The organism is Paenibacillus sp. P3E, assembly GCF_001909045.1.
Taxonomy (GTDB): domain Bacteria; phylum Bacillota; class Bacilli; order Paenibacillales; family Paenibacillaceae; genus Paenibacillus_AQ; species Paenibacillus_AQ helianthi.
The window spans coordinates 1-25,415 of record NZ_LVWH01000224.1 but is presented as its reverse complement, the minus strand read 5'-3'; the positions used below and the strand labels follow the sequence as shown (position 1 = coordinate 25,415).

21 protein-coding genes and 1 riboswitch are annotated in these 25,415 nt (G+C 51.7%); of the genes, 5 read left to right on the top strand and 16 right to left on the bottom strand.

Features of this window, described 5'->3' with window-relative positions; genetic code table 11:
- Window positions 1-202: hypothetical protein (locus A3842_RS33075; RefSeq protein WP_218618674.1), on the bottom strand; the 202-nt coding region annotated here is incomplete at its 3' end.
- A 177-nt stretch (window positions 203-379) separates the two neighbouring features.
- Here A3842_RS33075 and A3842_RS29055 point away from each other — a divergent pair.
- Both A3842_RS29055 and A3842_RS29050 read left to right on the top strand, forming a co-directional pair.
- The gene (locus tag A3842_RS29055) at window positions 380-991 is read left to right on the top strand and encodes an RNA polymerase sigma factor (RefSeq protein ID WP_074103627.1); all 612 of its coding nucleotides are present in this window, start codon (window positions 380-382) and stop codon (window positions 989-991) included.
- The gene (locus A3842_RS29050) at window positions 963-1,841 is read left to right on the top strand and encodes an anti-sigma factor (protein ID WP_074103626.1); all 879 of its coding nucleotides are present in this window, start codon (window positions 963-965) and stop codon (window positions 1,839-1,841) included. Before A3842_RS29055 ends, A3842_RS29050 begins: the two co-directional genes overlap by 29 nt.
- 135 nt (window positions 1,842-1,976) lie before the next feature.
- Here the strand turns inward: A3842_RS29050 and A3842_RS29045 are convergent, their stop codons facing one another.
- The 15 genes from A3842_RS29045 to A3842_RS28975 form a co-directional block, all read right to left on the bottom strand.
- Window positions 1,977-3,122: a mannitol-1-phosphate 5-dehydrogenase gene (locus A3842_RS29045; protein ID WP_074103625.1), complete on the bottom strand. Its 1,146-nt coding sequence runs from the start codon at window positions 3,120-3,122 to the stop codon at window positions 1,977-1,979.
- A complete protein-coding gene (locus A3842_RS29040; protein WP_020432921.1) occupies window positions 3,122-3,556 on the bottom strand; it encodes a PTS mannitol transporter subunit IIA in 435 nt (144 codons plus the stop codon). Before A3842_RS29040 ends, A3842_RS29045 begins: the two co-directional genes overlap by 1 nt.
- 16 nt (window positions 3,557-3,572) lie before the next feature.
- Window positions 3,573-5,639, bottom strand: a complete 2,067-nt coding sequence (locus A3842_RS29035) for a BglG family transcription antiterminator (RefSeq protein WP_074103624.1) — start codon at window positions 5,637-5,639, stop codon at window positions 3,573-3,575.
- Window positions 5,640-5,808: 169 nt separating this feature from the next.
- Window positions 5,809-7,269 carry a PTS mannitol transporter subunit IIBC gene (locus A3842_RS29030; RefSeq protein WP_074103623.1) on the bottom strand — a complete coding sequence of 487 codons (1,461 nt, stop codon included), beginning with the start codon at window positions 7,267-7,269 and terminating at the stop codon, window positions 5,809-5,811.
- A gap of 442 nt (window positions 7,270-7,711) precedes the next feature.
- Window positions 7,712-8,575: an aldo/keto reductase gene (locus A3842_RS29025; protein WP_074085981.1), complete on the bottom strand. Its 864-nt coding sequence runs from the start codon at window positions 8,573-8,575 to the stop codon at window positions 7,712-7,714.
- A gap of 119 nt (window positions 8,576-8,694) precedes the next feature.
- Entirely contained in the window at window positions 8,695-9,009 is a 315-nt protein-coding gene (locus A3842_RS29020; RefSeq protein ID WP_074085982.1) for a DMT family transporter, read from the bottom strand.
- Between the two features lies 1 nt (window position 9,010).
- The gene (locus tag A3842_RS29015; protein ID WP_074103622.1) at window positions 9,011-9,355 is read right to left on the bottom strand and encodes a DMT family transporter; all 345 of its coding nucleotides are present in this window, start codon (window positions 9,353-9,355) and stop codon (window positions 9,011-9,013) included.
- Window positions 9,356-9,417: 62 nt separating this feature from the next.
- Window positions 9,418-9,523, bottom strand: a riboswitch (guanidine-I (ykkC/yxkD leader).
- 53 nt (window positions 9,524-9,576) lie between these two features.
- Window positions 9,577-11,574, bottom strand: coding sequence for a beta-galactosidase (locus A3842_RS29010; protein WP_074103621.1), 1,998 nt, complete (start codon window positions 11,572-11,574; stop codon window positions 9,577-9,579).
- 287 nt (window positions 11,575-11,861) lie between these two features.
- On the bottom strand, window positions 11,862-12,689 hold the full coding sequence (locus A3842_RS29005; protein WP_074085985.1) for a carbohydrate ABC transporter permease: 828 nt from the start codon (window positions 12,687-12,689) through the stop codon (window positions 11,862-11,864).
- The gene (locus A3842_RS29000; RefSeq protein WP_074085986.1) at window positions 12,686-13,570 is read right to left on the bottom strand and encodes a carbohydrate ABC transporter permease; all 885 of its coding nucleotides are present in this window, start codon (window positions 13,568-13,570) and stop codon (window positions 12,686-12,688) included. The genes A3842_RS29005 and A3842_RS29000 overlap by 4 nt, the downstream gene beginning before the upstream one ends.
- A 95-nt stretch (window positions 13,571-13,665) precedes the next feature.
- Entirely contained in the window at window positions 13,666-14,970 is a 1,305-nt protein-coding gene (locus A3842_RS28995; RefSeq protein WP_074085987.1) for an ABC transporter substrate-binding protein, read from the bottom strand.
- 79 nt (window positions 14,971-15,049) lie between these two features.
- The gene (locus A3842_RS28990) at window positions 15,050-16,135 is read right to left on the bottom strand and encodes a response regulator transcription factor (RefSeq protein WP_074103620.1); all 1,086 of its coding nucleotides are present in this window, start codon (window positions 16,133-16,135) and stop codon (window positions 15,050-15,052) included.
- Window positions 16,136-16,384: 249 nt separating this feature from the next.
- Window positions 16,385-18,142 (bottom strand): sensor histidine kinase, encoded by a 1,758-nt coding sequence (locus A3842_RS28985; protein WP_074103619.1) that lies wholly within the window; start codon window positions 18,140-18,142, stop codon window positions 16,385-16,387.
- 149 nt (window positions 18,143-18,291) lie between these two features.
- Window positions 18,292-19,647 carry a glycoside hydrolase family 30 protein gene (locus A3842_RS28980; protein WP_074103618.1) on the bottom strand — a complete coding sequence of 452 codons (1,356 nt, stop codon included), beginning with the start codon at window positions 19,645-19,647 and terminating at the stop codon, window positions 18,292-18,294.
- A 292-nt stretch (window positions 19,648-19,939) separates the two neighbouring features.
- Window positions 19,940-22,210 carry a glycoside hydrolase family 3 C-terminal domain-containing protein gene (locus tag A3842_RS28975; protein WP_074103617.1) on the bottom strand — a complete coding sequence of 757 codons (2,271 nt, stop codon included), beginning with the start codon at window positions 22,208-22,210 and terminating at the stop codon, window positions 19,940-19,942.
- Between the two features lie 112 nt (window positions 22,211-22,322).
- Between A3842_RS28975 and A3842_RS28970 the strand changes: the two genes are divergently transcribed.
- The 3 genes from A3842_RS28970 (at window position 22,323) to A3842_RS28960 (ending at window position 25,155) form a co-directional block, all read left to right on the top strand.
- Window positions 22,323-23,597, top strand: a complete 1,275-nt coding sequence (locus tag A3842_RS28970; RefSeq protein WP_074103616.1) for a helix-turn-helix domain-containing protein — start codon at window positions 22,323-22,325, stop codon at window positions 23,595-23,597.
- A 324-nt stretch (window positions 23,598-23,921) separates the two neighbouring features.
- Window positions 23,922-24,542, top strand: coding sequence for a hypothetical protein (locus tag A3842_RS28965; RefSeq protein ID WP_074103615.1), 621 nt, complete (start codon window positions 23,922-23,924; stop codon window positions 24,540-24,542).
- Window positions 24,523-25,155, top strand: coding sequence for a TetR/AcrR family transcriptional regulator (locus A3842_RS28960; RefSeq protein WP_074103614.1), 633 nt, complete (start codon window positions 24,523-24,525; stop codon window positions 25,153-25,155). Before A3842_RS28965 ends, A3842_RS28960 begins: the two co-directional genes overlap by 20 nt.
- The last annotated feature ends 260 nt before the right edge of the window (window positions 25,156-25,415 follow it).

The window sequence follows — 25,415 nt, the reverse complement described above, 5'->3', positions numbered from 1 at the left end:
TAAAGGAGCAAGAAACGGCGTCCACCTCCTGAGAGGCCGAACGAAGGAATGTAAGGGCAAAGACCCCGCGTGACATGGGAGGGTAAGCCGTCAGGAGACAGGTGTGGATATCCAAAGTGCGATCACAGAACGTATCCTTGGGTTGGGGATGAATCCCCCGCTCTCTATTCCCGCCACCGGCTTCACCAGAAAATAATGTCATCCTTACATGACTTCTCCAGCTCTCAATCTGTCTATGGCTGAAAATCTTAGAACGAGTGAGTAAACAAGAGTATTTATTAATTTATAGTGGGAGGAAAGGCAGTTAAAAAAACGAGCGGCGGAGTTTCAAATAGTCAGAGATGGACCAATGAATGTTGCTAAGGGAGGAAAAAGAGCGATGGATCCCCACAACGAGGCAATGGCCGAGGCACTGGCGCAGATGTGCGAAGGCTCCACAGCCGCGTTTGACGAATTCTATGGATGCTATGCGCCTTTCATCATGAAGATCGCCTATGGGCAGACTCAGGATTGGATGGAGGCAGAAGATATCTGCCAGGATATTTTTCTGGAGGTATTACGGAAGGGTGGAGCCTATGATGCTTCACGCGGCACGATCAAGGCGTGGCTGGCGGTGATGACGCGGAGCCGCTGTATCGACAGGCAGCGCCGGAAGGCCCGGATGGAGCCGATTGCCGATCCCGAAGTGCTGCACCGTGAACCGGACGGGCCGCTCCAGGAAGATACCGCAGTGCGCAAGCTCCAATGTGAAGCATTGGGTTATGCGCTACAGACTCTTCCGGTCAACCAGAGAAAGGCGATCCTCGGCTCCTATTATGCCGCGCACACGCATCAGGAGCTTGCGGATTCCTGGAGCGTTCCGCTAGGCACGGTGAAATCGTGGATTAAATACGGCGTTGCCAATATGCGCAGACAATTCATCAAGCAAGGCTGGATCGAGCAGCCGGAAGGAGATCTCTCCCATGAACCGTTACAGAAACGAAAATTCTGAGTTCCTCCATAGCGGCAGCGCCTCCCGTGTCTCCTTCCGCCATTACAGCGAAGAGGAATGGATCGATTGGATCGGGAATGACATCCAGGGAAACAAGCGGACGGAGATGGGCTTCCATTTGGAAGAGTGTCCGGTCTGCCGTGAACGATATAACACTTGGTTGCCGCTGCTCGCAGAGCCGTCTTCGGATGCCGAAGGACGGTCTGCCGAAGCAATGGCCGCCGGGGAAGGAACCTGCTCCGCAGAATCTGAACCTCTCCCTGTCCCTGCAGTACAGCAGGCCCCTCTCTATCCATCTGGTTCAGTGCGGCGGAAGGTTAGACGCCGCGTCCGGTGGACAGGATGGCGGCGCAGACTGGGAAACCTGCGGCCCGCTTACCGGCGCGGGGCAGCGGCGCTAGCTCTGTGCTGCGCCGTGGGCATCATGCTTCTGGGACTGTTCGGAACCGAGCCGGACGGGCGCTCAGAGCGCAACCGTTATGTGAGCAGCTATGAGCCGCAAGCGATGGAGGTGCTGAACAGGCCGGAGACCGTAGCGTACCCGCTGGACTGGAGCCGGAAGGACCAATTCTCCGGTAATGTCTGGTACAACGGCAGCTCCGGGGAGCTGTTCGTGCTGATCGAGGATGTCGCACTCAGCGACAATCGGTCCATTCAGGCCTGGGCTGTGAAGAACGGTAGCCGGAACACGCTGGGATTGGTTCAGATTGAAGACAGGAAGGGCCATCTGTATGTGAAGGGCAGCCAGCTGGGCGAAGCGGACAATATTGCACTGACCGTTGAGCCGACCGGCGGGAGTCTTAAGCCGACTTCTCCAGATGCAGCCTGGGTCCATCTGCTTAAACGGTAAGTCAAACCTTCCGGCCTAACCACAGGTATTTCCCATCCATCGATGGAGACCTTAACTCGCCAAACCACAAAGGGGTTCTGCGCCTCAGCCGATACATGAGCTGACGGAAGCGCAAACCCCCTGTTGATATAGCTTTTATTTTAATTTGGCATACTCTGCCATTACCGACTGATGTACCGCATGGTCAGCAGCGATGCCTGTGTATTTCGTTACCGCAGCTTCGGTGCCAAGCTCTGTAATTGCAGCTTGAAGCTCTACAGCTTCGGGATCATCCTTCACATCAAACAGCAAGGCTCCGGCCATCGAACGGGTAAGGGCTGTATAGCCCAGTCCTCTGTCATAAGCCTGTAGCGCCGGTGAGACCAGACGGTCATTCGGAGACAGCTTGCGCAGCGGTGAGCGGCCTACACGGGACACTTCATCCGTCAGCGCCGGATTGCGGAAACGCTCAAGGATTTTATCGATATACTTGCTATGCTGCGCTTGATCGAAGCCATGCTTTTGTATCAGCACCGCACCGGTCTCCTCTAACACTTCTCGCACCTGAGCAGTCAAAGCCTCATCAGCCATAGCCTGCTGGATCGTCTCATACCCGCGCAGATAACCGAGATAAGCAGCCGAGCAGTGTCCCGTGTTCACCGTGAACAGTTTACGCTCAATGTATGGCTCCAGATTATCCACATAATGAACGCCTTCAACAGGGACATAGCCCGGAATCATCTGCGAGGAGTCGATCACCCACTCGTAAAAAGGCTCTACCACTACCTTCAAAATATCCTCATGCTGCTGCAGCGGCACAATCCGGTCCACCGCCGCATTCGGAAATGCTACAGAGGCGTCCGCTTTGGCGCGGGACTCCTCGTCCAGCTTGGCGTATATCAGCTCTTTGAGCTGGGCGCTGCCGCCAATAGCGTTCTCGCAGGCAATGACATGCAGCGGAGCTGCGGAGACAGCCACCCGTCTGCGGATGCCTTCCGCTACTGCACCGGCAATATGCTTCAGGATCGTGACCCCGACTGCCGTCGTTACGAGATCGGCCTCCGCAACAGCCGCTGCCACTTCCTCCGCATGGGTTACACTACTTAACGCAGTCACATTCTTGACAATGACCGTTTCCTGGCCCTCACTGGCCAAGGTCACCGGATACTCTTTGCGCTCCTGGAGCTGGGATACAAATGCCTCATTGACATCCACGAAGCATACTTCATACCCCGCCTGCGACAGCAGCAAACCGATAAAGCCTCTGCCGATATTGCCCGCTCCGAAATGGACAGCTTTCATTACTCCAGTCCCCCTTCAAAAATAGCAATAACATCAGCCGGCGTAGGTGCATTCATGACCCGTTCAATCGCGTCATCTTCCGTGAAGATCATCGCCACATTCGTCAACACTTCCATATGGCCATCACCTGCTGCTGCAATGCCAATGACCACAAACGCAGGCTCATCTCCGCCAAAATCCACGCCGTCCGGGAAGCGGATGACTGACAATCCAGTAGATTTGATAAAAGGTCTGGCTTCCTTAGTGCCGTGTGGAATCGCTAGGCCTCCGCCCATATAGGTGGATACCACCTCTTCGCGTTCCAGCATCTTCGGGACATATTCCTCCGTTACATGTCCGGCATCGACTAGCAGCTTTCCGGCCATAGTGATCGCTTCATATTTATCTTTGGCGGCACCGTTCATAATCACTTTGTTTTCAGACAGTATACTCATATGGTTTCTCTCACTTTCACATTTTATTTTCAAAAAAATGAAGCAGCTCAGACGACAAATACCGCCTGATCTCAGGCTCCGTCCGTTCCTCCAGCAGTTTGACCAGCTCCGAATTCAGCAGAAGGGCGCTGATCTCGCTAAGCACCTCCAGGCTTTCCTTGGACAGCTTGCGCGGGGCAAGCATCAGCAGAATGACACGGACCTCAGTTCCGCCTTCCAAAAGCACCGGCTGGCGCAGCCGGTACAGCGTCAAAGAAGACATATGCACATGACTGCTGCGGGTATGAAACAGCGCAAGTCCTGTATCCGGGATCACCTGGCTGGCCATGCGCTCCCGCTCAAGCAGCCGTTCCAGCAGGATGTCGGCATCATCGATTACCCCGCTGCCGTTCAACAGATTAAGCATCCCGGACAGTGTCCCCGATAATGACAGGCCGCTGTTGTCGAGCGGATGGAAGCGGAAGCGCTCAAGCAGACTGACCATTTCATCTAGTATCCCTTTGTAGCTCTTCAACCGGCTTAGCGCAGCTTCTTCCCGGCTGGTATTGCCGGATTCCTGAGGCGCGGCCGTGTCCTGCTCGTTGAGTGTTATATTGTGAATATAATTCAGCAGCTTCTCTATCTCATCCCCTGTAAGCAAGGGGCTGATCTTGATATAGCGTTCCTTGTCGATCGGCAGATCAATCGTTGATATAATCAGGTCATAGTCCATATCCGGCAGACGGGCGGCCTCATACCAGGAGATGTTGCCGAGAACCTCAATCTGCGGCATTTCCTTGGCCAGCCTAGTGGCAAGCAGCCGGGAAGAGCTTAGTCCGCTGGCGCAGACCAGAATGGCCCGGACACTGCGCCTGAGCTGGTTCAGCCTCTCCACGGATGCGCCAAAATGCATCACCAGAAAACCGATCTCTTCGTCAGGAATGGTTAGCTCCAGCTTCATATCCTGGGCGGCTGCCCGGACAACCGTAAATAAATATTCATAATCTTTGCGGATAGGTCCAAGCAGCGGATTCCGGATACGCGTACCTTCCCGGATGCGCTTCAATGCCGGGTCCATATGCTCCAGCAACCCTTCACGCAGCGAACGGTCTCTCTGAAAAGGCAGCCCCGTGCGCTTGGCAACACTCTCTGTCAGCCTGTATACCATCTCCATCAGCTCAATATCGCCGTAGGCAAACCCGCTAGAGGAAAATGAGTCCTGTACACGGTCAAACAATCCGGCAAAATAGAGAATTTCTGCCCGGGGGAATTCCTGTCCGAGCACTGTTTCCAGACGGCTCACGAACTGCTCGGTCCCGGCAATGTTGCGGTGATCAGATAACCGGGAGTATCCGGCTTCTTCGCCGCTAACCATTCCCCGGCCGATCTCGATCCGCCGGGTGCTCACGGCCAGCCCCAGCAGCATCTCCATGTAGACAATTTCGGGAAGCTCTGCGGTCCACTTCCATTCCATGTCCCACAGCATACTCTCGACGCTCATCAGATTGGATTTGCCGACTGTAGTGAGAAGTAGGCGGAAGACCGGATTGCTCTCAGTCTGCGGAGTATGGCCCACCAGATCGGACAGGTCCAGGTGCTCGGCAGCCAGCCGGCAGATCGCCCGGCGCTTGTCAACCTCAAGACCTGTAATTTCTACGCCATATCCTCTCCTTCGGACCAGCTCCAGACCGAATTTGCGGACCCACGGTTCCAGTTCGTCCAGATCATAGCTGATGGTAGCAACCGTAACCTTAAGCGAATGGGCCAGCGTGAACAGCTTCACCGGCTCTTCAGCCTCCAGCAGCAGGCAGAGCTCAAAGATTTTGCGGTCTTCCCCGGAATACTCCGCAGGCTTTTCTTCCCGCAAAAACAGGCGCAGCTCCGCAAGAGCCGGCTCCGGGCCACTCAAAGCGATGCCTTTTCCTGATTTCCGGATCAGATCAAGCCCAAACTCCCCAAGCAACTGCTCAATATCCTCCATCTCCCGGTGAACGGTTCTCACGCTCACTCCGATAGACTCGGCGATTTCAGCGGCGGTGATCTCCTCGTTTACACCCAAGAGGAGCCATAGGATCTGGCGCTGCCTTGCGGTTATTTTCTTCATAGCCTGTGTACCCTCGCCTTAACTGGAGACAAACGCTGGCTTGTGAAGGCCAGCGTTTGTCTCCTAATTTAGCTTTATACAGATTGGACCTTCATAATGTCAGCCGGCCTGACTGTTTTTTATCTGAGTGGCAAATTTAGCTTGTATGATAGTTGTACACGCCGAATTCTTACTTTAAACGTTCCACCAGCTCGTCATATTTCGGGCTCTTCAGGAAGTTGTCAATCGAGATATGCTCTGCCTTTGGATTGCTGGCAATCGCACGGTCGGTCAGTGTTTTCTGGGTAACAACAATGTCAGCATCGGCAGGAATTTCGCTGACCGCAGAGTTCACCACAGTAATGTTGACCCCTGCATTCTGCAGCTTCTTCCGCAATACGGAAGCACCCATGGCACTGGAACCCATACCGGCATCACAAGCAAAGACGATTTTATTCACGTCCGCTTTGTTTCGAACGTTGGCTGTTACATTAGGAGTGATTATATTGGCTGTAGTTGCCGATGCAGGGCTAGCGGCAGTACCGGCAGCTTTCATATCACGCATTTTCGCTGCTGCTTCTTCCAGATCTACTACTTCCTCATTGTTTTTGCTGCTGGTCTTAAGCAGTATAGAAGCGATCAGGAAGGAAACCACTGTTGCTACAACAACACCGGCGAACATTGGACCGTAACCACCCTTAGGTGTCATGGCAATGTAAGCGAAGATACTGCCCGGAGATGGTGAAGAGGTAAGTCCTGCGCCCAGAAGCTGGAAGGTGAAGGTACCGCTCACGCCGCCGCCGATAACTGCCAGAATCAGACGGGGATTCATCAGGATATACGGGAAGTAGATTTCATGAATACCGCCAAGGAAATGGATGATAATGGCACCCGGAGCGGATGATTTAGCCGAACCTTTACCTACCAGCCAGTAAGCAAGCAGGATACCAAGACCTGGGCCCGGGTTCGATTCAAGCATGAACAGTATGGATTTCCCGATCCGTGCCGATTCTTCCGCAGCGATAGGACTCAGAATACCGTGGTTGATCGCATTATTCAGGAACAATACTTTTGCCGGCTCAATAATGATGTTAACCAGCGGGAGCAGGTTGTGATTGACTAGAACCTCAACACCGTTGGACAAAATATTGGTTAGTCCCTGGACCAGCGGTCCGATCCCTTTGTACGCCCCGAGTGTTAAAGCACCGCCAATAATCCCGAGTGAAAAGTTGTTGACGAGCATTTCGAAGCCTGCTTTGATTTTGCCTTCTACCGCGCGGTCGAAGAGTCTTAATATCCAGCCTGCCAGTGGACCGACTATCATCGCTCCAAGGAACATTGGAATATCTGACCCTACGATAACCCCCATGGTCGCAATTGCGCCGATTACACCGCCGCGTTTGCCATTGATCATCTGTCCACCTGTGAAACCAATCAGCAGCGGCAGCAGGAACTTGATCATTGGACCAACCAGCGTAGCCAGATCTTTATTCGGGAACCAGCCCGTTGGAATGAATAAAGCCGTAATCAAGCCCCAAGCGATAAAAGCGCCGATATTCGGCATAACCATACCGCTGAGCATGCGGCCGAATTGTTGAACCCTCACCCTTACACCACCGGACGAAGTTTGTGTTGTTGCTGTTGTGGCCATTTGAAATGCCCCCTTATGTTATTGAATGAGATCCCCTTTGCCAGATACTCCTGAAAGGTTATCCCCTATGACCACATCGTAAATCAAAGCGCTTTCTTTGTCAGCAAATTGAAAACACGGTTTCGTCATGATCATTGTTGACATCATTTAAGAGTTCCTGCCAACGGGCTATTTACCGGCATTTTTCTGCTGCGAACGACCTACCATGTAAAAACGGAAGCCTGCATTTTACCGCAAGACCTCCGCCGTTATGGATATAATCAATCCGCTTCTGATCCGCCAAGACGCCGTCTACCAGCTCGTCATTATAGAATGCCCATTCTCCGTAAAATAAATCGGAATATCTCCGTACAATTCATGGATGCGCTGAGAACGGTGTACAACCCGGCTGCGGCAGGACAAAAGAAAAGGCCGCCCCGCTCCCGGGACAGCCCTCAAATCATCAAATCATATCCAGCGGCACCTTCCAGGCCGGCTGCGGAAAAGCATCGTCTAGCTTCCAGCACTCCTCGTCGCTCAGACGGATCTTCGCAGCCGATGCGTTTTCGGTCACATGCTCCCGGGTCGACGCTTTGGGAATGGAGATTACATCGCTTTCCCGGATGCTCCAGGCCAGCATAATTTGCAGCGGTGTCGTTCCGTGATTCTGCGCAATTTCACGCACCGTCTCATTCTCGGCCAGTCCTTTGCGCAGCTTACCCGCCTGAGCCAGCGGGGAATAGGCCATTACAGGAATTTTGTGCGTGCGCTGCCAGGGCTGCAGCTCGTGCTCAATGCCTCTTGAGCCCAGATGATAGAGCACCTGATTGACAGCGCAGCGGTCTCCGCCGGGAATGCGCAGCAGCTCCTTCATATCCTCCGTATCCAGGTTAGAAACGCCCCAACGGGCGATTTTGCCGGAGGCTACCAGCTGCTCCATTCCCTCTACCGTCTCCTGTAACGGAACCTTCCCTCTCCAGTGCAGAAGATAGAGATCCAGATGATCTGTTCCCAGACGTTTCAGACTCTCTTCACAGCTGCGGGTGATCCGGTTCAGGCCGGCATTATGCGGGTGTACCTTAGAGACCAAAAACACCTGGTCACGAATCCCCCGGATAGCATCCCCGACCAGCTCCTCCGAACGGCCTTCCCCATACATTTCAGCGGTATCAATCAAGTTCAAGCCCAGCTCAACCCCCAGCCTCAAAGCGGCAATTTCCTCGTTACGCACAGCCTTATCCTCGCCCATATTCCAGGTTCCCTGGCCCATCTTTGACAGTACTGTTCCGTCTTTAAGTGTGGTTGTGCCGGATATATCGGTTTTCATCATGAAAGTCTCCCTTAACCGTTGGATTGGATTACGTTAATATACCTACTATATATACTTACCATGTTATCCCAATCGAAACATCGCACAGGTGTCCATTTCATTACTTTCTCCCATGATCACCCGATGAGTTTGAGGCCCGCGGCCGCTCCAAGAATCATTACAATACAAATAATCCGCCGAAATCCGCGCCCCTCCCCATATAACACCATCCCCAGCACCGCTCCCCCGGAAGCACCAATCCCTGTCCATACCGCATAAGCTGTGCCCATCGGCAGGGTGTTCATCGCCTGAGACAGCAGCAGCAGACTGCCGCCAAAGCCCAGTACAAACAGGAACAACGTCAGGAAGTCACGGTCCCTTTGCAGCTTGCCCAGCATAGCCACCCCAAGCATCTCGCAGCAGCCTGCAGCAATAAGCATCAGCCAATCCATGTTATGATACCTCCTTCGTACGGGAGTCCCCGGTAACAAGCTTCAGGCCAATGACTCCGGTCAACAGCACCAATATAAGGACCAGCTTGATCAGCTTGAACGGCTCCCCGAACCAGATCATATCCATAAGGACCGTTCCCGCCGTGCCAAGACCGACAAATACAGCATATACCGTTCCTGCAGGCAGCTTGCTGCTGGCCGCGACAAGAGTATAGAAGCTGACCAAAAGCGCCATTCCCGTAACCAGCCACTCCCAGGGAGCGGAAGCATGCTTCAGGCCAATGACCCACACTACCTCCAGACAGGCTGCACCTGCAATACTCAACCATGCCCTATTACTCTTCATAAGTGAATCTCCTCCTGTGTAAAAATAAATAAGCCCGGAAGGCCATCATCCAACTGGACGATACCTCCCGGGCTTTTATCCCTCCGTGTTGACACGGATTATAGGTCCGTGCGTCTTCCCTCGGACCAGCCAGCCGAGATGCGCTGCGGAACCCTAGAAAACTAAAACAATTATTATATTACACCGTATGTTAGCAAATTCCGGAGGAGAAATCAAATATTCTAAGTCAGCAGAATCACAAATCCCCAAGGAGAGAGTTCCAGCTCCTCTTTAGGCGCAACTTTCCGGCCCGACAGCAGCTCTTCAGCAGGGCCATGCGGATATACCAGAGACTGCGGAGAGTCAGAATAATTAAAGTAATAACGCACCGTCCGGTTCTGCGGATTGATGCCTGTTCTGACGATCAGAGGAAATGCCAGCTCCTGGTCAGCTCCCCATAATCCAGCCTCCTGCACTGCAGCCTTCAACAGGCTGTCCGCCATCTCTCTGCTTGTCATGCAGCCGATATACATTGCGCTGCCTTGTCCATAACGGTTCCGGGTAACTGCGGCGTATTCGCCGTAGTGCGGATGATCGTACCGCAGCAGCACCTCCGCTGTCGTCGGTGTGATCAGCTCCATCCACGTTTCCACTTGATTGTCCTCGCTACGAATCACCGCATTTTCACTCTTCAGCCGTACTTCATGCGGTGTGACGAACATGCTGTAGCTGATGCCGCAGGCCTCGCTAATGATTCCCGGCTGAACGATTGTACGCACCTGGATGACTTCGTCTGCGAACCCGCTTTTGAAAGAATATACGACATGTCCGCCGGTATGCACGTATTCATTCAGCCGCTCAAGCGCCTCATCCGGGACAGCGTACATTGCCGGAACGATGATCAGACTATACTCGGACAGCCCCGGATAACCCGGTTGAATGAAGTCACATTCGATATTCATCCGGTAGAGCCCGTCATACAGCCAGCGCACAACATCATTGTAATTCTTGCCGTCCGGCAGCTTGAACCATTCCAATGCCGTCAGAGCTTCGTTGCTGACCATTACCGCTACCTTGTTCTGCTTATGCAGACCGTACAGCGACCCGCTCAAACGTGCAAAATCCCTGCCGATCGTGATCGCCTCGTTATACACCGGGTTCGGCTTGAAATCATGGCTAAGCAGCCCTTTCCAATACGTCTCGAATGAATTATGAATGGAGTGCCAGTGCCAGTAAGCGACCATATTCGCACCTGATGCCAGATGGCTGAAGGCCTGCAGCCGCAGTTGACCCGGATAAGGTGTCCAATGGGGAAAAGCCTGCGCCTGCGTCTCCAGCACCAGGTAATTGCTGCGCTTCAGCGAACGGGTCATATCGCCGCCGAAGGCGATTTCTGTTCCGGTCAGCTCGTGCTGCGAAGGATGGTAAATATCTACTCCGGCAATATCGAAGGCTTCTGCTGCAGCAAAGTGGTCTACCGAAGGCTGAACACCATAAGAATAACCCCGCCACTCAAAATCAAAGTTCTGCGTGACGAATTGACCCGGCTGCTTATACTCGTTCACCAGCGCCACCTGCCAGGCAAGAAACTTCGTCACCAGTCCCCGCTGGAAGCGGGCGAACTCCGCCCCCAGACTGCCGTTAATGGTGCCCACTACCGAGGGGAAGTCCTCCCAGCTGTTAATCCGGTTGCTCCAGTAATCCAGTCCGAAGCGGTGGTTAATCTCCTCCAGCGTTCCGAAGCGCTCCCGCATATATTTGACGAACAGAAGCTGCACATTCTCTCCGGCCGTATCGTAATGCTTCGTCTCGTTGTCCGTCTGGTAGCCGATCACCGCCGGATGCTTGCAGACCCGGCTGATCAGCTTGCGGATGATCCGCTCCGCATGGAACAGGTAGGCGGAATTGGTAATGTCCATAATCTGCCGCGCGCCGTACTTTCCGGGTCCCTTTGGTGTTACAGCCAGAACATCTGGATGCTCCTTGACCAGCCAGGTGGGAACAGCATACGTCGGTGTTCCGACGATGACAGCAATCCCCGCAGCATGCATCGCATCCAGCACCCGGTCTACGGAGGTAAAGTCGAATACGCCGTTCTGCGGCTCATGCGTACTCCATGTGGATTCGGCAATGCGGACCGTGTTGATGCCCGCCGCCTTCATCATGGCGATATCCTCATCCAGTCTCTCGTAAGGCATATATTCATCGTAATAGGCAACGCCGTAACGAAGTTGATTCATCGTTGCTGTTACCTCCCTTGTGGAATCTTTTGTCTTTGTCTTTGTCTTTATCCTTGTCCTTGTCCTTCTCACTCCCTATATAAGTTGAACTTTATAGACATACATAGGGTAGAAGTACGGAGGGGACGTTTGGAACTGTAGGAGCGTAGCGTCCGCCTTTGTCTTCAGATGTTATCCGCTAAGCGATATAATAAAATACATCTGAAGACAACAGCGGCCGAAAGTCCAAACAGTCCCCGCAGTACGACCAGACCGTATTATGAACTTTTAATGTTCACCTTATATCCTCAACCCTTAATGGCGCCCTCAGCAATGCCCTGCATAATGAACTTCTGGAAGAAGCCGTAGATGACAATTACCGGAAGGGCGGTCAGCACCAGCGCGGCCAGAATGAGTGACCACTCCTTGTTATATTCCCCAAACAACGTATTCGTCGACAGAATCAATGTGTATTTGTTGGAATCCGTAAGCATCAGCAGCGGCAGCAGGAAGTCATTCCAGATCCACAGGAAGTCGAGAATCGCGATGGTCACCGTAATCGGCAGCAGCAGCGGGAAGATAATCCGGAAAAAGGTCTGAAATTCACCGCAGCCGTCAATACGTGCCGCTTCCTCCAGCTCCCGGGGAATGGATTTCACAAAACCATGATACAGGAAAATCGCCATGTTAACCCCGAGGCCAATATAGATCAGGGCCAATCCGTAGGTGCTGCCGCTGACATGAAGGGCTTTCGCCATCCGGGTTAACGGAATCATGATCGAATGAAACGGCACCAGCATCGAAGCTATGAACAGGGAGAAGATGGCTGCGCTAAGCCTTCCGGAGGTCCGGGACAGCTTGTAGCCGGCCAGGGCCGCACAGAAGATAATGCCGCCGATACCAATCACGGATACAATGACCGAGTTCAGCGTGCTGTGCAGGAGGTTGATTTTATCAAAGGCCTGGCTGTAATTCTCGAAATGCAGCTTGGTCGGCAAGGCCAGGAAGGAAGAGAACATCTCGCCCTGTGTTTTTACGGAATTGATAATGGCCAGATAGATCGGGAAAAAGGAAATGAGCGCTCCGACCGAAAGAAACAGAGTAATGAGCAGGGAAGCTCCTTTTCTGAGTCTCATGCTTCCACCTCTTTTCGTTTCATGACACCAATCTGGATGAAGGTGAAAATCAGGATAATTACGAACAGAATGACTGATTTGGCGCTGGCATAGCCGTAGCGGAAGTTGTTGGAGAACGCCTCTTCAAAAATATTCATTGTGATGACCTGCGTACTGCGTCCCGGCCCCCCGCCGGTCAATCCATAGACCACTTCGTATACCTTGAACGCCCCGTTCAGTGTCAGGAAGAAGCAAATGGTCACCGCATGTGTAATCATGGGGAGTGTTACTTTTCGGAAGGTCTGGAACGGGCTTGCACCGTCAATAACAGCAGCCTCCTTAAGGCTTTGCGGCACACCCTGCAGGGCGGCCAGATATATAATCATCATATAGCCGACACCATTCCACAGCGATACGATTATGATCGAATAAAAAGATACCTTGGGATCGCCTATCCACAGCTGGTCCAGGAAGGACATGGCCGTTTTTTCGGCAATTTGCGGCAGCACCTGGGAGAACACAAAGGTCCACATGAAGGCACTGATAATCGTACTAATCATATTGGGCATGAAGAAAATAGTGCGAAAAAAGCCTTTAGTACGGGTTTTCGTCTCAATGAACACCGCCAGCACAAGTGCGAATACATTTTGCAGAACGATCATGAACAGCACATATTTCATCGTAAACAGCAGAGCATTCACGAAATCAGGATCATCACGCAGCGCCTCAATAAAATTGCCGAGTCCGATAAAAGAATAGTTGGGATTAAGCCCATTCCAGTCCGTGAAGCTGTAGTACATTCCGCCAACCGTGGGAATCAGCAGAAATAATGAGTAGATTATCAATGCTGGTGCGACGAAAGCTAGCAGTGAAAGAACATTCTTGTATTTCTTAATCGGCACAGTAACCGCCCCTCTCCCTCTATGTGGGCAGCAGCAAACAGGGATGGAGGAAAACTGGTTCTCCCGCTCTTCCATCCCTGAATATCCGCCGCAGCTTATTTATTGACTTTGTTGAAGGATTTCCATGCTTTATCAAGTGCCTTCAGGACATCATCCTGCGACATTTGTCCGGCGTAGTACGCCTGCAGCCCTTTGCCTACCTCATCCTTGACCGATTGCGGAATAGCCGGGTCTTGAACAGACTTTCCTGCTTTGACATAGGTAGTAGCTTCAGTGATCCAAGGATAGCTCTCATAGGTGTGAACCGTGGATACCGGATTGAACTTAAGCGATTGGAAGAAGGCGTTGGATGCTTGATCGTCCAGCACATAGTTCAGGAAATCGAGTGCTACTTCTTTGTTCTTGCTCGTTGGCGATACGGCCAGCGATGTCGAGGCGCTCAGATTGATCAGAGTTGCACTGGCATCATCGTTGATTGGCAGCGGCGCTACCCCAAAGTCCAGATTCGGATTGGATTTGAGAATCGTTTCCGCATACCATGGACCCATCAGCCACATCGCTCCCTTGCCTGCAGCAAAGGCGGCTGCGCCGTCATCACCGCCAACTTCGGTAGCCTTGGCAGTGCCGTTCGCATTGATCAGATCGAACACATCAAAGATTGCCGATTTCATCTCAGTGAAGGAACCTTCATCCTTGTTCATCTTGTTCACAAATTCAGGATCTTTGGTTTTCATCATCCCGCCTACCGCCAGCGGCAGCACCAGCTGCGGAATCCATGACTCTTTGTACGAAAGTACAAATGGTGTTATTTTTTGGGCTTTCAGCTTCTCGATGACCGTCTTCATCTCTGTCAGCGTCGTTGGTGGGGTCAGTCCCTGCTCTTTGAAGATTTTTTTATTGTACAGGTAGCCCCAGGACAAGGTTTCCAAAGGCAATGCCACAACCTTGCCGTCCGTAGTGGTGACGGAAGGCTTCACACTGTCCAGCAGCTTGCCGACAAACGGCTGGCTGCTCAGATCCTCCAAATATCCGGCTTTATAATAGGACGGGATTTCGTTGACAGCATGAATGGCGAAAATATCCGGGGCATCATTTGAAGCGAGCCGTGTTTTAAGAATCTGGGAAGCGTTGTCGGCCGTAGGCATTTCCAGCTGTACGGAGACATCGATGTTCTTGTCCGTTTTTTCCTTCTTCACAAACTCGGCGATATAGTTATCGTATTGCTCCTTGAAGCGAGGCTGGGCGATGAACATCTTCAGGGTGACGCTTTTGGCGACACTGCCGGTGCTTGTTGTATCTCCGGATGCAGTGCCTGCATTACCGCTGTTGTTATTACCGCAGCCTGCAAGAAGTGTAGCGGCGAGAATCGTGCAGAGTAACCCTTTGCTCGTCTTTGTCATGCTGTAAGACCTCCCAATGTCTGTGTTTTGTTTACGCTTTCATTGTAACCCGTTTATGAAAGCGTTTAATTGGACGGAATTACCCTTCCGGATTGGACATTTTTAAACCGGCTTTCTGTTTGCGCATTTCTCCAGGCGCCACGCCAAAATGCTTCTTAAACACCCTGTAGAAATACCCCACATCCTCATATCCCGCAAGCTCAGCCACGGTCTTGATTGGAATATTCTCATCGGCCAGCCACTCCCTGGCTTTGTCCATCCGCAGCCCGAGTATGTAATCCGTGACGTTACAGCCATATTCCAGCTTGAACACCTTGCTCAAATACTCCTTGCTGACAAAAAAAGCTCTTGCCAGCCCCTCCAGCGTCACCGCCTCTGCAAAATGACCGTCGATATACTGCCTCACCTCTTCGAGGTTCAGCTTGTTTTTGAACTTGCGCTGACCGATCAGCTGCTCGAGGCTTGCCTCATAGAGCTCCTTCAGATAAGCTGTTATGCTCCCTGCCGAATTCAGTGCCGCATGTGGAATTTCCGCTTTCAGAGCATCTTCTGCAAGACCGTTGCCCCTCATGAGCTCCTTCAGGAGCAGCAGCATTTCACTGCCAGCCTGGCGGAGTGCGCCGGGCATAGGAGTTCCGCCAGGCTCCAGTTCTTTGCCGATCCCTTCCAGAACTGAGCTCACACCTTCAGCATTCAATTCATTGAAATGGACACGCATGAGCTGTTTATAAGAGGACAGCCACATGGACACATCGATGTCCAGCGCGTACGCACTTTGCCCTTGTGAAGCTGCCTCCAGCTCCTTCCGGCACTTGCCCAGCACAGCGTTCAGTTCCTTCGGATCAATGGGCTTCAGCAAGTAATCCACCGCCCCGTACCGGATAGCATTCTGCGCATATTTGAAATCATCGTAGCCGCTGACCACAATCATCTTCACCTCAGGAAACCGCTCATGCACAGCATTCATCAGCATCACACCATCGGCACCGGGCATGCTCATATCGGTAATGACAATATGCGGGGCCAGCTCTCCGATCAGGCGCAGCGCTTCCCGTCCGTCCTCCGCTTCTCCGGCAATTTCCATGTCAAGCTCCTCCCAGGAGCCGAACGTCCGCACGATGTCCCGGTTCCAGCTCTCATCATCCACCAGCAGCACTTTATACATCGTCGGTTCATTCCTTTCGGGGGGGTATAAGTTGAAGTTGAGAGTTCTATATTTCGGGCTCGGTCGTGACTGCGGAGAATGTTTGGACTTCCGGCCGCTGTTATGTTTGGATTTCCTGATTTGAACCGCTTGCTGCGGTAGAAATCCAAACATAAAGGCGGTCGCTATCGCTCCTCCAGTTCCAAACTTCTCCTCCGCCACTTCTGCCCCAATATAAAAAATCACAAACTCAATTTATTTGTTTGTTATTTAATATGGTATGGTCACGGTTATCGTGGTCCCCTGGCCTTCCCTGCTCTCAACGGAGATGCCGTAGCTGTCGCCAAAATGCATCTGAATCCGCGAAGCGACATTACGCAGCCCAATCCGCTCTCCATGTGTCCATAAATCCCCGCTGCGCCGGGTAAGCCTGCCCTGCAGTTCAGCAAGCCGGTCCGGCCCGATTCCTACGCCATTGTCACGGATCATAATGACCGTATCCAGTCCGGCACAGACCACCTTGACCTCCAGCTCCCAAGGACCCTCCTGCCGTTCCAGGCCATGGAAAAAGGCATTTTCCACAATCGGCTGCAGACTCAGCTTCGGAATGAAGCTCCCCAGTGCCCCTTCATCCACCTCAAGACTATAGCTCAGCCGGGCGGCGAACCGCTGCTGCTGGATCTGCATGTAGTTGTTCAGATGATTCAGCTCCGCCCGCAGCGGGGCCAGATCCTCCGGCTCGCGGATGATATAGCGGAACATATCGCTTAGCGACCTAATCACTCCGTAGCTTTCAGCCGGGCTGTTCTTGAACAGCATGCTGCCAATCATCTGTAGGGTATTCTGCAGAAAGTGCGGGTTGATCTGCGCCTGCAGCGCTTTGAGCTCAGCACTTTTTTTCTCCAGACTGATCATGTACTCTGTGCGGATATGCTCACGGATACGGTGCGACATTTGATCCAGCTTCGTCTCCAGCAGACCGATCTCATCCACACGGGTGGTGTGCCGTATCCCGCGTTCCTTCATCATGCCAAAGCCCTGAATCGAGCGGGCCAGGCTGACAATCGGGGTGGCCAGCCGCCAGGCCAGTATGACTGCGAGCAGAATGGCCACCACAACAGACACGGCACCAATGATGAGACCAAAGTTCATGGTCGCCAGCGCGCTCTGGTTAATAAAGCTGGTAGGGATCACAGTGACCAGCTTCAGACCCACCGGGTCGATGGTGTTGTAGAACACATACTCATCGTCGCCGCGAAAATACCCCTGGCTCTCACCCGTTCGCGCGATCCGGTCCAGGGTTGCTGCTGCCGGAGCGTTACCCCAGGGCTGGTAGAGTACCTTGCCGTCCGCTCCGGCAATAAAAACCGTATGGTCGTTACCGCGCCCCAGCAGATTCAGCGTCTGATCAAGCACTCCCCAGCGGATCTGCAGAGAAATCCCGCCCAGCTTCTCCTGGTTCTCAAAGCGGTTAATGCTGCGGATCAGCTGAAACTTGGCCCCATCTGTGCTGTCCGTGGTGATCATGAAGTCCTTGTCCTGATCGAACAGCAGCTTATATGGTGCCGGAATGGCAGCAGGGGATTCAATGTCACTCTGTGAGGCATTGATCGTGTACAGCTTGTTGTATTCCTTCAAATACAGCTCTACACCGACCACGTGATTCCCTGCCGAGTAGAACAGATTAGTCAAAGTATCAGTAATATTCCGCTGCGCTGTGAACTGGCTGGAGAGGCTCGCTTCCTCGGCATTTGCCAGATAATCGCTCAAATGCGGACTGATCAGCACTGTATAGATCAGATTATTCAGTTGGGCGAACTGGTCACCGAGATAGACTCCGGTCCATTTCATATTGGAGAGATTCGTGCTGATCACTTCAACCTCCATCGAGCGGCGGCTGTTCTCTGCAGCCAGAGCTGTAATGGCGACGATGGGCACCACAGCCAGCAGAATCATCGTCAGAATAAGCTTGTTGCGGATACTCCGCCGGAATGGCTCCGACAGCTTCATCATCCATTTGGCAAACATTGTGTCCTCCAGCCCCCTTGCCTCACTTGCTGTAGTTTATCCCAAGAATGGAATTCTACCAATTGGAGACGGCTCGCCGTCCTTGTAGCAAAAAACTAACGCCCCGCATGTTCCGGACGTTAGTTCTTTAGAATATAGCTATGATCTAATCAACCCAACACAAGGGTATGAAAAGATTCCGCTTCCAGCTTGAAGGTAATTAGCGATGACCCGCTTTGCAGATGCAGCATCCGCGCCTCCTTATAAGGGTTGGCAATAACCAGCGTCAGCTTGCCCTCGGGCGTGCGGAATGCGACGGCATGTCCGCTCCACGGCCCCTTCAGCCCAATCCTTACCGAACCCGGCGCGGCAAAGCGGGAGAAATGCTTCATCACATAGTACTCCGGATTGCGGATGGTCTGCCTTGAGGCAGGATCAATGGTCAGCATGGAGTTCTGCTCCCAGCCCCAGGTGCTGCGCCCCTTCGGAGCAAGCGCCATATTCCAATAGATATAGGCGTTTACGCCGTTCATAAAATAGTGCTGATACAGGCCAAATATATATTTGGCGTAAAACCAGGTGTTCTCGCCATCGCCGCATTCATTTTCCGTCTGCATATAGCGAAGCTCCGGGTAGCTCTGCACCGTACGCTGAATCGCATGCTTGCCTGCCCATTGATAGCCAACGCCTTTGACGTATTTATAAGCCTCCGGATCACCCAGTACCACACCTGCAAAGGCATCATAATCACTGGATTTCTTCTTCAGCCATTCATCCCACGGCTCCGGGGCATTGATCGTGCCAAGCCATATTTCCGTATCCAGCCCATGCTCCTCGAAGGCAGGTCCGAGATAATCGCGGATAAAAATTTTGAGCTGCTCGCCTGTCCAGACACAGGACGGGAACTTTTGGTCGGCAACTACCTCATTCTGCACATGCACCTGATGTATGGTAATCCCCTCTTGCCTGTAGGCTTCCACGAACTTCACGAAGTAGAGGGCATAAGCGGCAAGGATCTCCGGCTCCCAGCGAAGTGTGCCATAGTTGTAGGCTTTAGGAAATTTCATCCAGGTCGGCGGACTCCAGGGAGAAGCGAATAACTTCAGCTCCGGGTTCAGCGCGAGGGCTTCCTTGATATAGGGAATCAGCAGCTGTCTGTCACGTTCAATCGAGAAATGCTGCATAGCGTAATCGCCATCCGTTTCGTTCAAGCTGTACCAATCCAGCGCATAATCGCTGGCTCCGATAGGCAGCCTGCAGATACTGAAGCGCTGCTCTCCCTCAGGATGGAACAAATTATGCATCACTCTGGCTCTCTCGTCTTCCGGCAGATGGCACAGTACAGCATAGCCGAGTTCATTGAAGCAGCCGCCGAAGCCCTCGAGCGTTTGATAGATATCGTCGGTAACGGTTAGATTAGCCGGTGCAGCCCCCTCCGTTCCAGGGATTTCAGCCTCGGCTGCCCCGCGTTCGGTCCAAGGCGCATTTTCTGTGCTGGAGAACCATTTTAGCTGTATATTCGTCATCGTCTATACCTCCATTTGAGCATTGAATTCAGAAACTCATCTAATCTTTTCTGTGGACAGTCCTGCCCCAGATTCATGATTGCGCTTTCATTATAACTTGTCTTCATCACGGATGAAATGGACAATCTGGAGATCGGGGATTGGACTATTTTAATCCTTTTATTGGACACGGCCGCAAATCTGGAGTTTCTGTCCACAACTAACCCAAAAGGCAGCAAACCCCTGGTAAAGGGCTGCTGCCTTTTTCAATCCACACGAAGAGCTTAAAAGGGATAACAATCTTCTTCGGCTGTTATTTCGCTGCTACTAGAGCATTAAGCTCGCTTAGATCCTGAGCCAGATCCGCTTCGGTATATTTCCCCTGCCCGAAGCCGATCATGGCCCGTAGCGGCATATATTTCATCATCGCCAGGAACATCTCCGGATTATCCTCCATCGCACTTTCGAGCCCGAAAATACTGCTGAATTTCTTCGCGGTCTCTGCTGTAAGCGGATTGTCCAGGAGATCCCCGACTGTCGTATTCCGGTGAAAGCTTACTGCAATTTCCGTCGTGGAAGCCACTTCAAGTGTAGCATTTAGGCGGATATCGCGGGAGGACGCTCCGACCCCAATCCGGAAGGTTCCGCTCTCCACATGCCAATCCCTAAGCCCTACATTGTAGTAGGCAAAGGCGCGTTTATTCAGTGTAAAAGAAACCTCGCGCGCTTCCCCGGGCTGCAGCGCCACCTTCTGGAAGCCCTTCAGCTCCTGCAGTGGACGGATAAAGCTGCTCTCAATATCACTTACATAGAGCTGCACAATCTCCTGTCCGGCCCGGCTGCCGGTATTCTTTATGGTCACGCTGACGTGCACGGTTTCCGTATCGCTATTGCCGGTTTTATCCAGCACCAGATCACTGTACTCGAATTCGGTGTAGCTCAGGCCGAAACCAAACGGGAACAGCGGCTCCAGCTCTTTTTTATCATAATAGCGGTAGCCGACGAACAAGCCTTCCTTATACTCCACCTTATCCCCTTCACCGGGGAAATTCAGGAATGACGGGTTATCGCTCAGCTTCACCGGGAATGTCTCCGCCAGCTTACCGCTTGGACTTACAGCGCCGAAGAGCAGATCAGCAACCGCACCGCCAAAGGCCTGTCCGCCCAGATAGCCTTCCAGAACCGCCTTTATCTTGCCGAGCCAAGGCATTTCCACCGGAGATCCGTTGCTAAGGACAACTATCAAATTCTCCTGCACCTCAGCCACCGCTTCAATCAGCGCAATATGGCTTGCGGGCAGCGACAGATGGCTGCGGTCATAGCCCTCCGACTCGTATCTGTCCGGCAATCCAAGGAACAACACTGCGACTTCTGACTGAAGTGCTGCCTCACGCGCCTCACGCAAAAGCTCCTCATTAATCTCATCACTGCCCAGCTCATAGCCCTGAGCATACTGGAAGCTTGCGGAAGCTCCCGCCACCGCCTGTAGTTCTGCAAAAGCATCATCCAGCTTCGTCGGATTCACATGCGAGCTTCCCCCGCCCTGATAACGCGGCTTCTTGGCAAATTCTCCAATGATGGCAATCTTGCCTTCTTGGGCAAGCGGGAGCAGGTTGTCTTCATTCTTCAGCAGCACCATGCTCTCCCGGGCCACTTCACGGGCAAGCCGGTGATGCTCCTCCGGATCGAACGAAGCGTTCTCCATTCGGTTCTCTGTCCGTTTACCAATAAAGTTCAGCAGCCGCTCCACCGCAAGGTCCAGCGTCTCCATGGACAGCTCGCCGCTGTTCACGGCGGCAACGATTTTGGCGTCACCGATCCCTCCGCTAGAAGGCATTTCCAGCTCAAGTCCTGCCTGTAGCGCCTTCACCCGTTCGTTCACCGCTCCCCAGTCGGACACTACGAAGCCTTCGAAGCCCCATTCGTCCCGCAGAATCCGGGTTAGCAGCGTTTCGCTCTCCGAAGCGTATTCACCATTCACCCGGTTGTAGGAGCACATGACGCTCCAGGGCTGGCTTTGCTTCACGGCCCCTTCGAAGCTCGCCAGATAGATCTCCCGCAGCGTCCGCTCATCAATGACGGCATCGGTAGACATTCGGCGGTGCTCCTGGTTATTGGCGGCAAAATGCTTCAGCGATGTACCCACACCCTGACTCTGCACACCCTGAATATGATTGGCAGCCATCTCCGATGATAAGTAGGGGTCTTCCGAGAAATACTCGAAATTCCGTCCATTCAGCGGTGAACGCTTGATATTCGCTCCCGGCCCCAGCAGGACGGCTACATCCTCAGCCTGGCATTCTCTGCCCAATGCTTCACCCACCCGGCGGATCAGCTCACGGTTCCAGGAAGAAGCGAGTCCAGCCGCCGAAGGAAAACAGGTAGCAGGCACACTGTTATGAAGACCAAGATGGTCGGCGCTTTCTGCCTGCTTACGTAGTCCATGCGGTCCATCGGTCACCATTACAGAAGGGATACCCAGCCGCTCAATGCCTTTGGTATGCCAGAAATCCAGCCCCGAGCAGAGTCCAGCCTTCTCTTCAAGCGTCATTTGAGGAATGAGGTGCTTTAGGTCAGTAGTCATCATATACCTCCTTGAAAGTGCTTTCTTGTCTCCATTCTAATATACTTCCCGGCAGATTTATGGCAAAATCATTGTATTATTGGTATTTTCATTAGGTGTGAGGTGAGAGAATATGCTTGATCATCTAGAGGACGGTGAACGGATTCCTTATATCTGCAGGTTGCTGTACGAGGCTTACCGGATACCGGTCATTTGGCTGAATACAGAGGGCGAAACGGAGCAGGCACTACCCCAGTTTTACCAAGCCCGGCCTCCCGCTCAAGACAGCCAGGGGCTGCTGGCAGAAGTTCGGGAGCATGTGCTGGATGCAGCGAACAGCGGGAGTGATGCAAGGACTGCTGCTTTGCCGCAAATCTGCACAACGGCATACCTGGAGAATTTCGTTGTACTCCCATTATCTGGTGAGCTGAAGCTGGCTGGAACCCTCGTGATCGGCCCTTCACTGTATACGTCCATGAACGAAGAAACCGCGGCAAGCCTCCTGCGGGACCATAATATTTCTTCTGGACAGCTGGAGGTCTGGTTGCAATATTACGACTTGCTTCCCGTACTGGACCGGATGCGGTTGTATCATGCGGCCATCCTGCTGTATACACTGGTAACCGGCCAAGCCCTAACCATCAACGAACTGCTGCTGGATTCACTGAAGCTCCAACCTGCTCAGCTAGAGGGCGGGGCACCTGATCTGGATCTGTCCTACCGCCGGGAAAATACCTGGCTGCACCATGACCCAAGCCAAGAGCGTGAGCTGTTCAGACACATCCGGAATGGAGACAAGGAAGGGCTGCTGCAGACGCATGCGGGTTTTAACGAAGATCAGTATGGATTGCTCTCCAAGAAAAGCCAGCTGCGCAGCAAAAAGAATCTCGCCATCACCTCTATTACCCTGGCAACACGCGCGGCCATGGACGGAGGGCTGTTCTGGGAGATTGCCTACACGCTGAGCGACTTTCATATTCAACACATTGAAGAACTGAAGGATATTCCGGCGGTGGACCGGGCCTTGCTAGCCGCGTTGTGCGACTTCGCCGATCATGTGAAAGACAACCACAGGTCCAAGCTGTCCCGCACCTCTGCGCTGTGCCAGAATTATATTTTCAACCATTTATACGAGGAGCTCAGCTTGAGCAAGCTTGCCGGGGTGACCGGGCTGAATGCCAGCTACCTGTCCCAGCTGTTCAAGAAGGAGACCGGCCTGGCCGTAAGTGATTACATTCAGCGGGAACGGATCGGGGAAGCCAAACGTCTGATGGAGCTGCCGGGCATTCCCCTCTCGGATATCGCAACCCGGCTTCATTTCAATGACCAGAGCTACTTCACCAAAGTGTTCAAGAAATATACCGGGATGACGCCCAAGCAGTTCAGACATGACCGGGGGATAACCTGATATTTCTAGTGATCAAAAAAATCCATTGCTAAAAGTAAAGTCAAAGCTGGGAGTCCGATGGAGTTTCGTTACGTTCTCCGTATATCCCCGAGATATGTAACCACCAATTGGCTTATATCTCAGTTAACGTCTCCCGTAGTTACTAATCTTATTAAGAAGCTTCGAAAGTCCAAAAATACAAAGCAAAGTTATTCCTGCAACGATGGGCATTGATGAAGCAAATAACAAAAAACACGGTTGACTTAGAGCCGAAACCCCCATATATTATAATTAACTTCAGTTAATTTATTTACTACGGTAAATTTAATTTCGGGGAGGTCTTTCATGATACACAAGCTGGCTAAAAGTCTTGAAACTGTAACGATTAAGCTGTGGCTGCTGTTTCTATTTATGTCTCAATCTATTTTTATCATCATGCAGAGTTATTCTATTCCACGTATAAGCCATGAGGCTGGTGGTCTCTTGATCTTTGATATGAATCCTTTGGGGTATACTTATGAATATGCGCTTAAGTTTCTCTCTCAGTTATCGGAAAAAGGCTACAACCTGTATCTTCATGTGCAGTTACCCCTCGATATTTTGTTTCCTGTCCTAAATGGCCTAACCGGATTATCTACTTTCATTTTACTGATGCGTCTACATCGTAAGGTGAAGCATACCTCAGCATTAACTGGATATTCTTCCTTTTCAAAAGCCGCATTATCTCTTCCCTTGGCCGCTATGTTCTTTGATTACCTGGAAAACCTCATGATATTCATAATGCTTTCGTATAAAGCGGCAGTTCCAGTAAACCTTGTATATGTTGCAAGTACCTTTACAATCATCAAAAGCATGTCAACTTCAATATTTTATATTGTGATTCTCGCGATCTTACTAGTAAACGGTGTAGCCTGGATTAGAAGCAGAACCAGGAAGGAGCAAATAGATGGAGAATTTCGGGGTTAGAGAAAAAAAAGCAGCTCTTTTGAGGGTATCTATTCTGGAAGAGATGCTTCGTCTGCTGCAAACGAAAAGTATTAATGATTTAACCCTTGAAGAACTGTGTTCTAACATAAATACGACTAAAGTTACTTTTTTTAAGAACTTTAGCTACAAGGAACAGGTTTTAGATTACTTTATATGTAAGTGGCTTTATGATAGAAGTTTTGATATCCACCACAAAAAGTATCAAGGTGAAGCAGGACTGTATAAAGTTTTTCAATCGATTTGTGATGACACGGTTCCGGGTAAAAAAATCATGATATCGCTCATTCAATATTATAGTAAGCTTACAGAAAAACCACCCGCTATCGAACCTTCACCTTACGAGTATTATCTCTTTAATAAGGAAGCCTTTGACCAAAAAGTAGAGCCGCTGAGCCTGCAGCAGGTTTTTATGTACCATCTTTCGGAGATTAAAACGATTCATCCTTCTCAATATAATGAATTTGTATGTCAATTGTTCGCTTTAATGTATGGTGTGCCCATTCAAACCCATATTATGGAGCTTGATGATATGTACCCTTTCTATGAGGCAGGTATCAAGAGGATTGTAGGAGAGCAGTGTCTTGGAGGATAGCTGCAATACGAAAAGTTGCACAACAAAGAGAACAGTCCGCAGGCTGTTCTCTTTCGCTAGTTCTCATGGTTTTTCCACCTGTAACACCACTTTAGTTAACACGTAATCACATGATCTTCTCGGCTACTAAATATCTTCATGTTCTTCCCTCCCTATTTCTTTTTAGGGACAGCCTGCTTTACTTCTCTATACTTTAGACCTCACCCATCTATCAAACATAGCGACGAAGCAATGTTGTTTTATTATATTTTGTGTGTTAA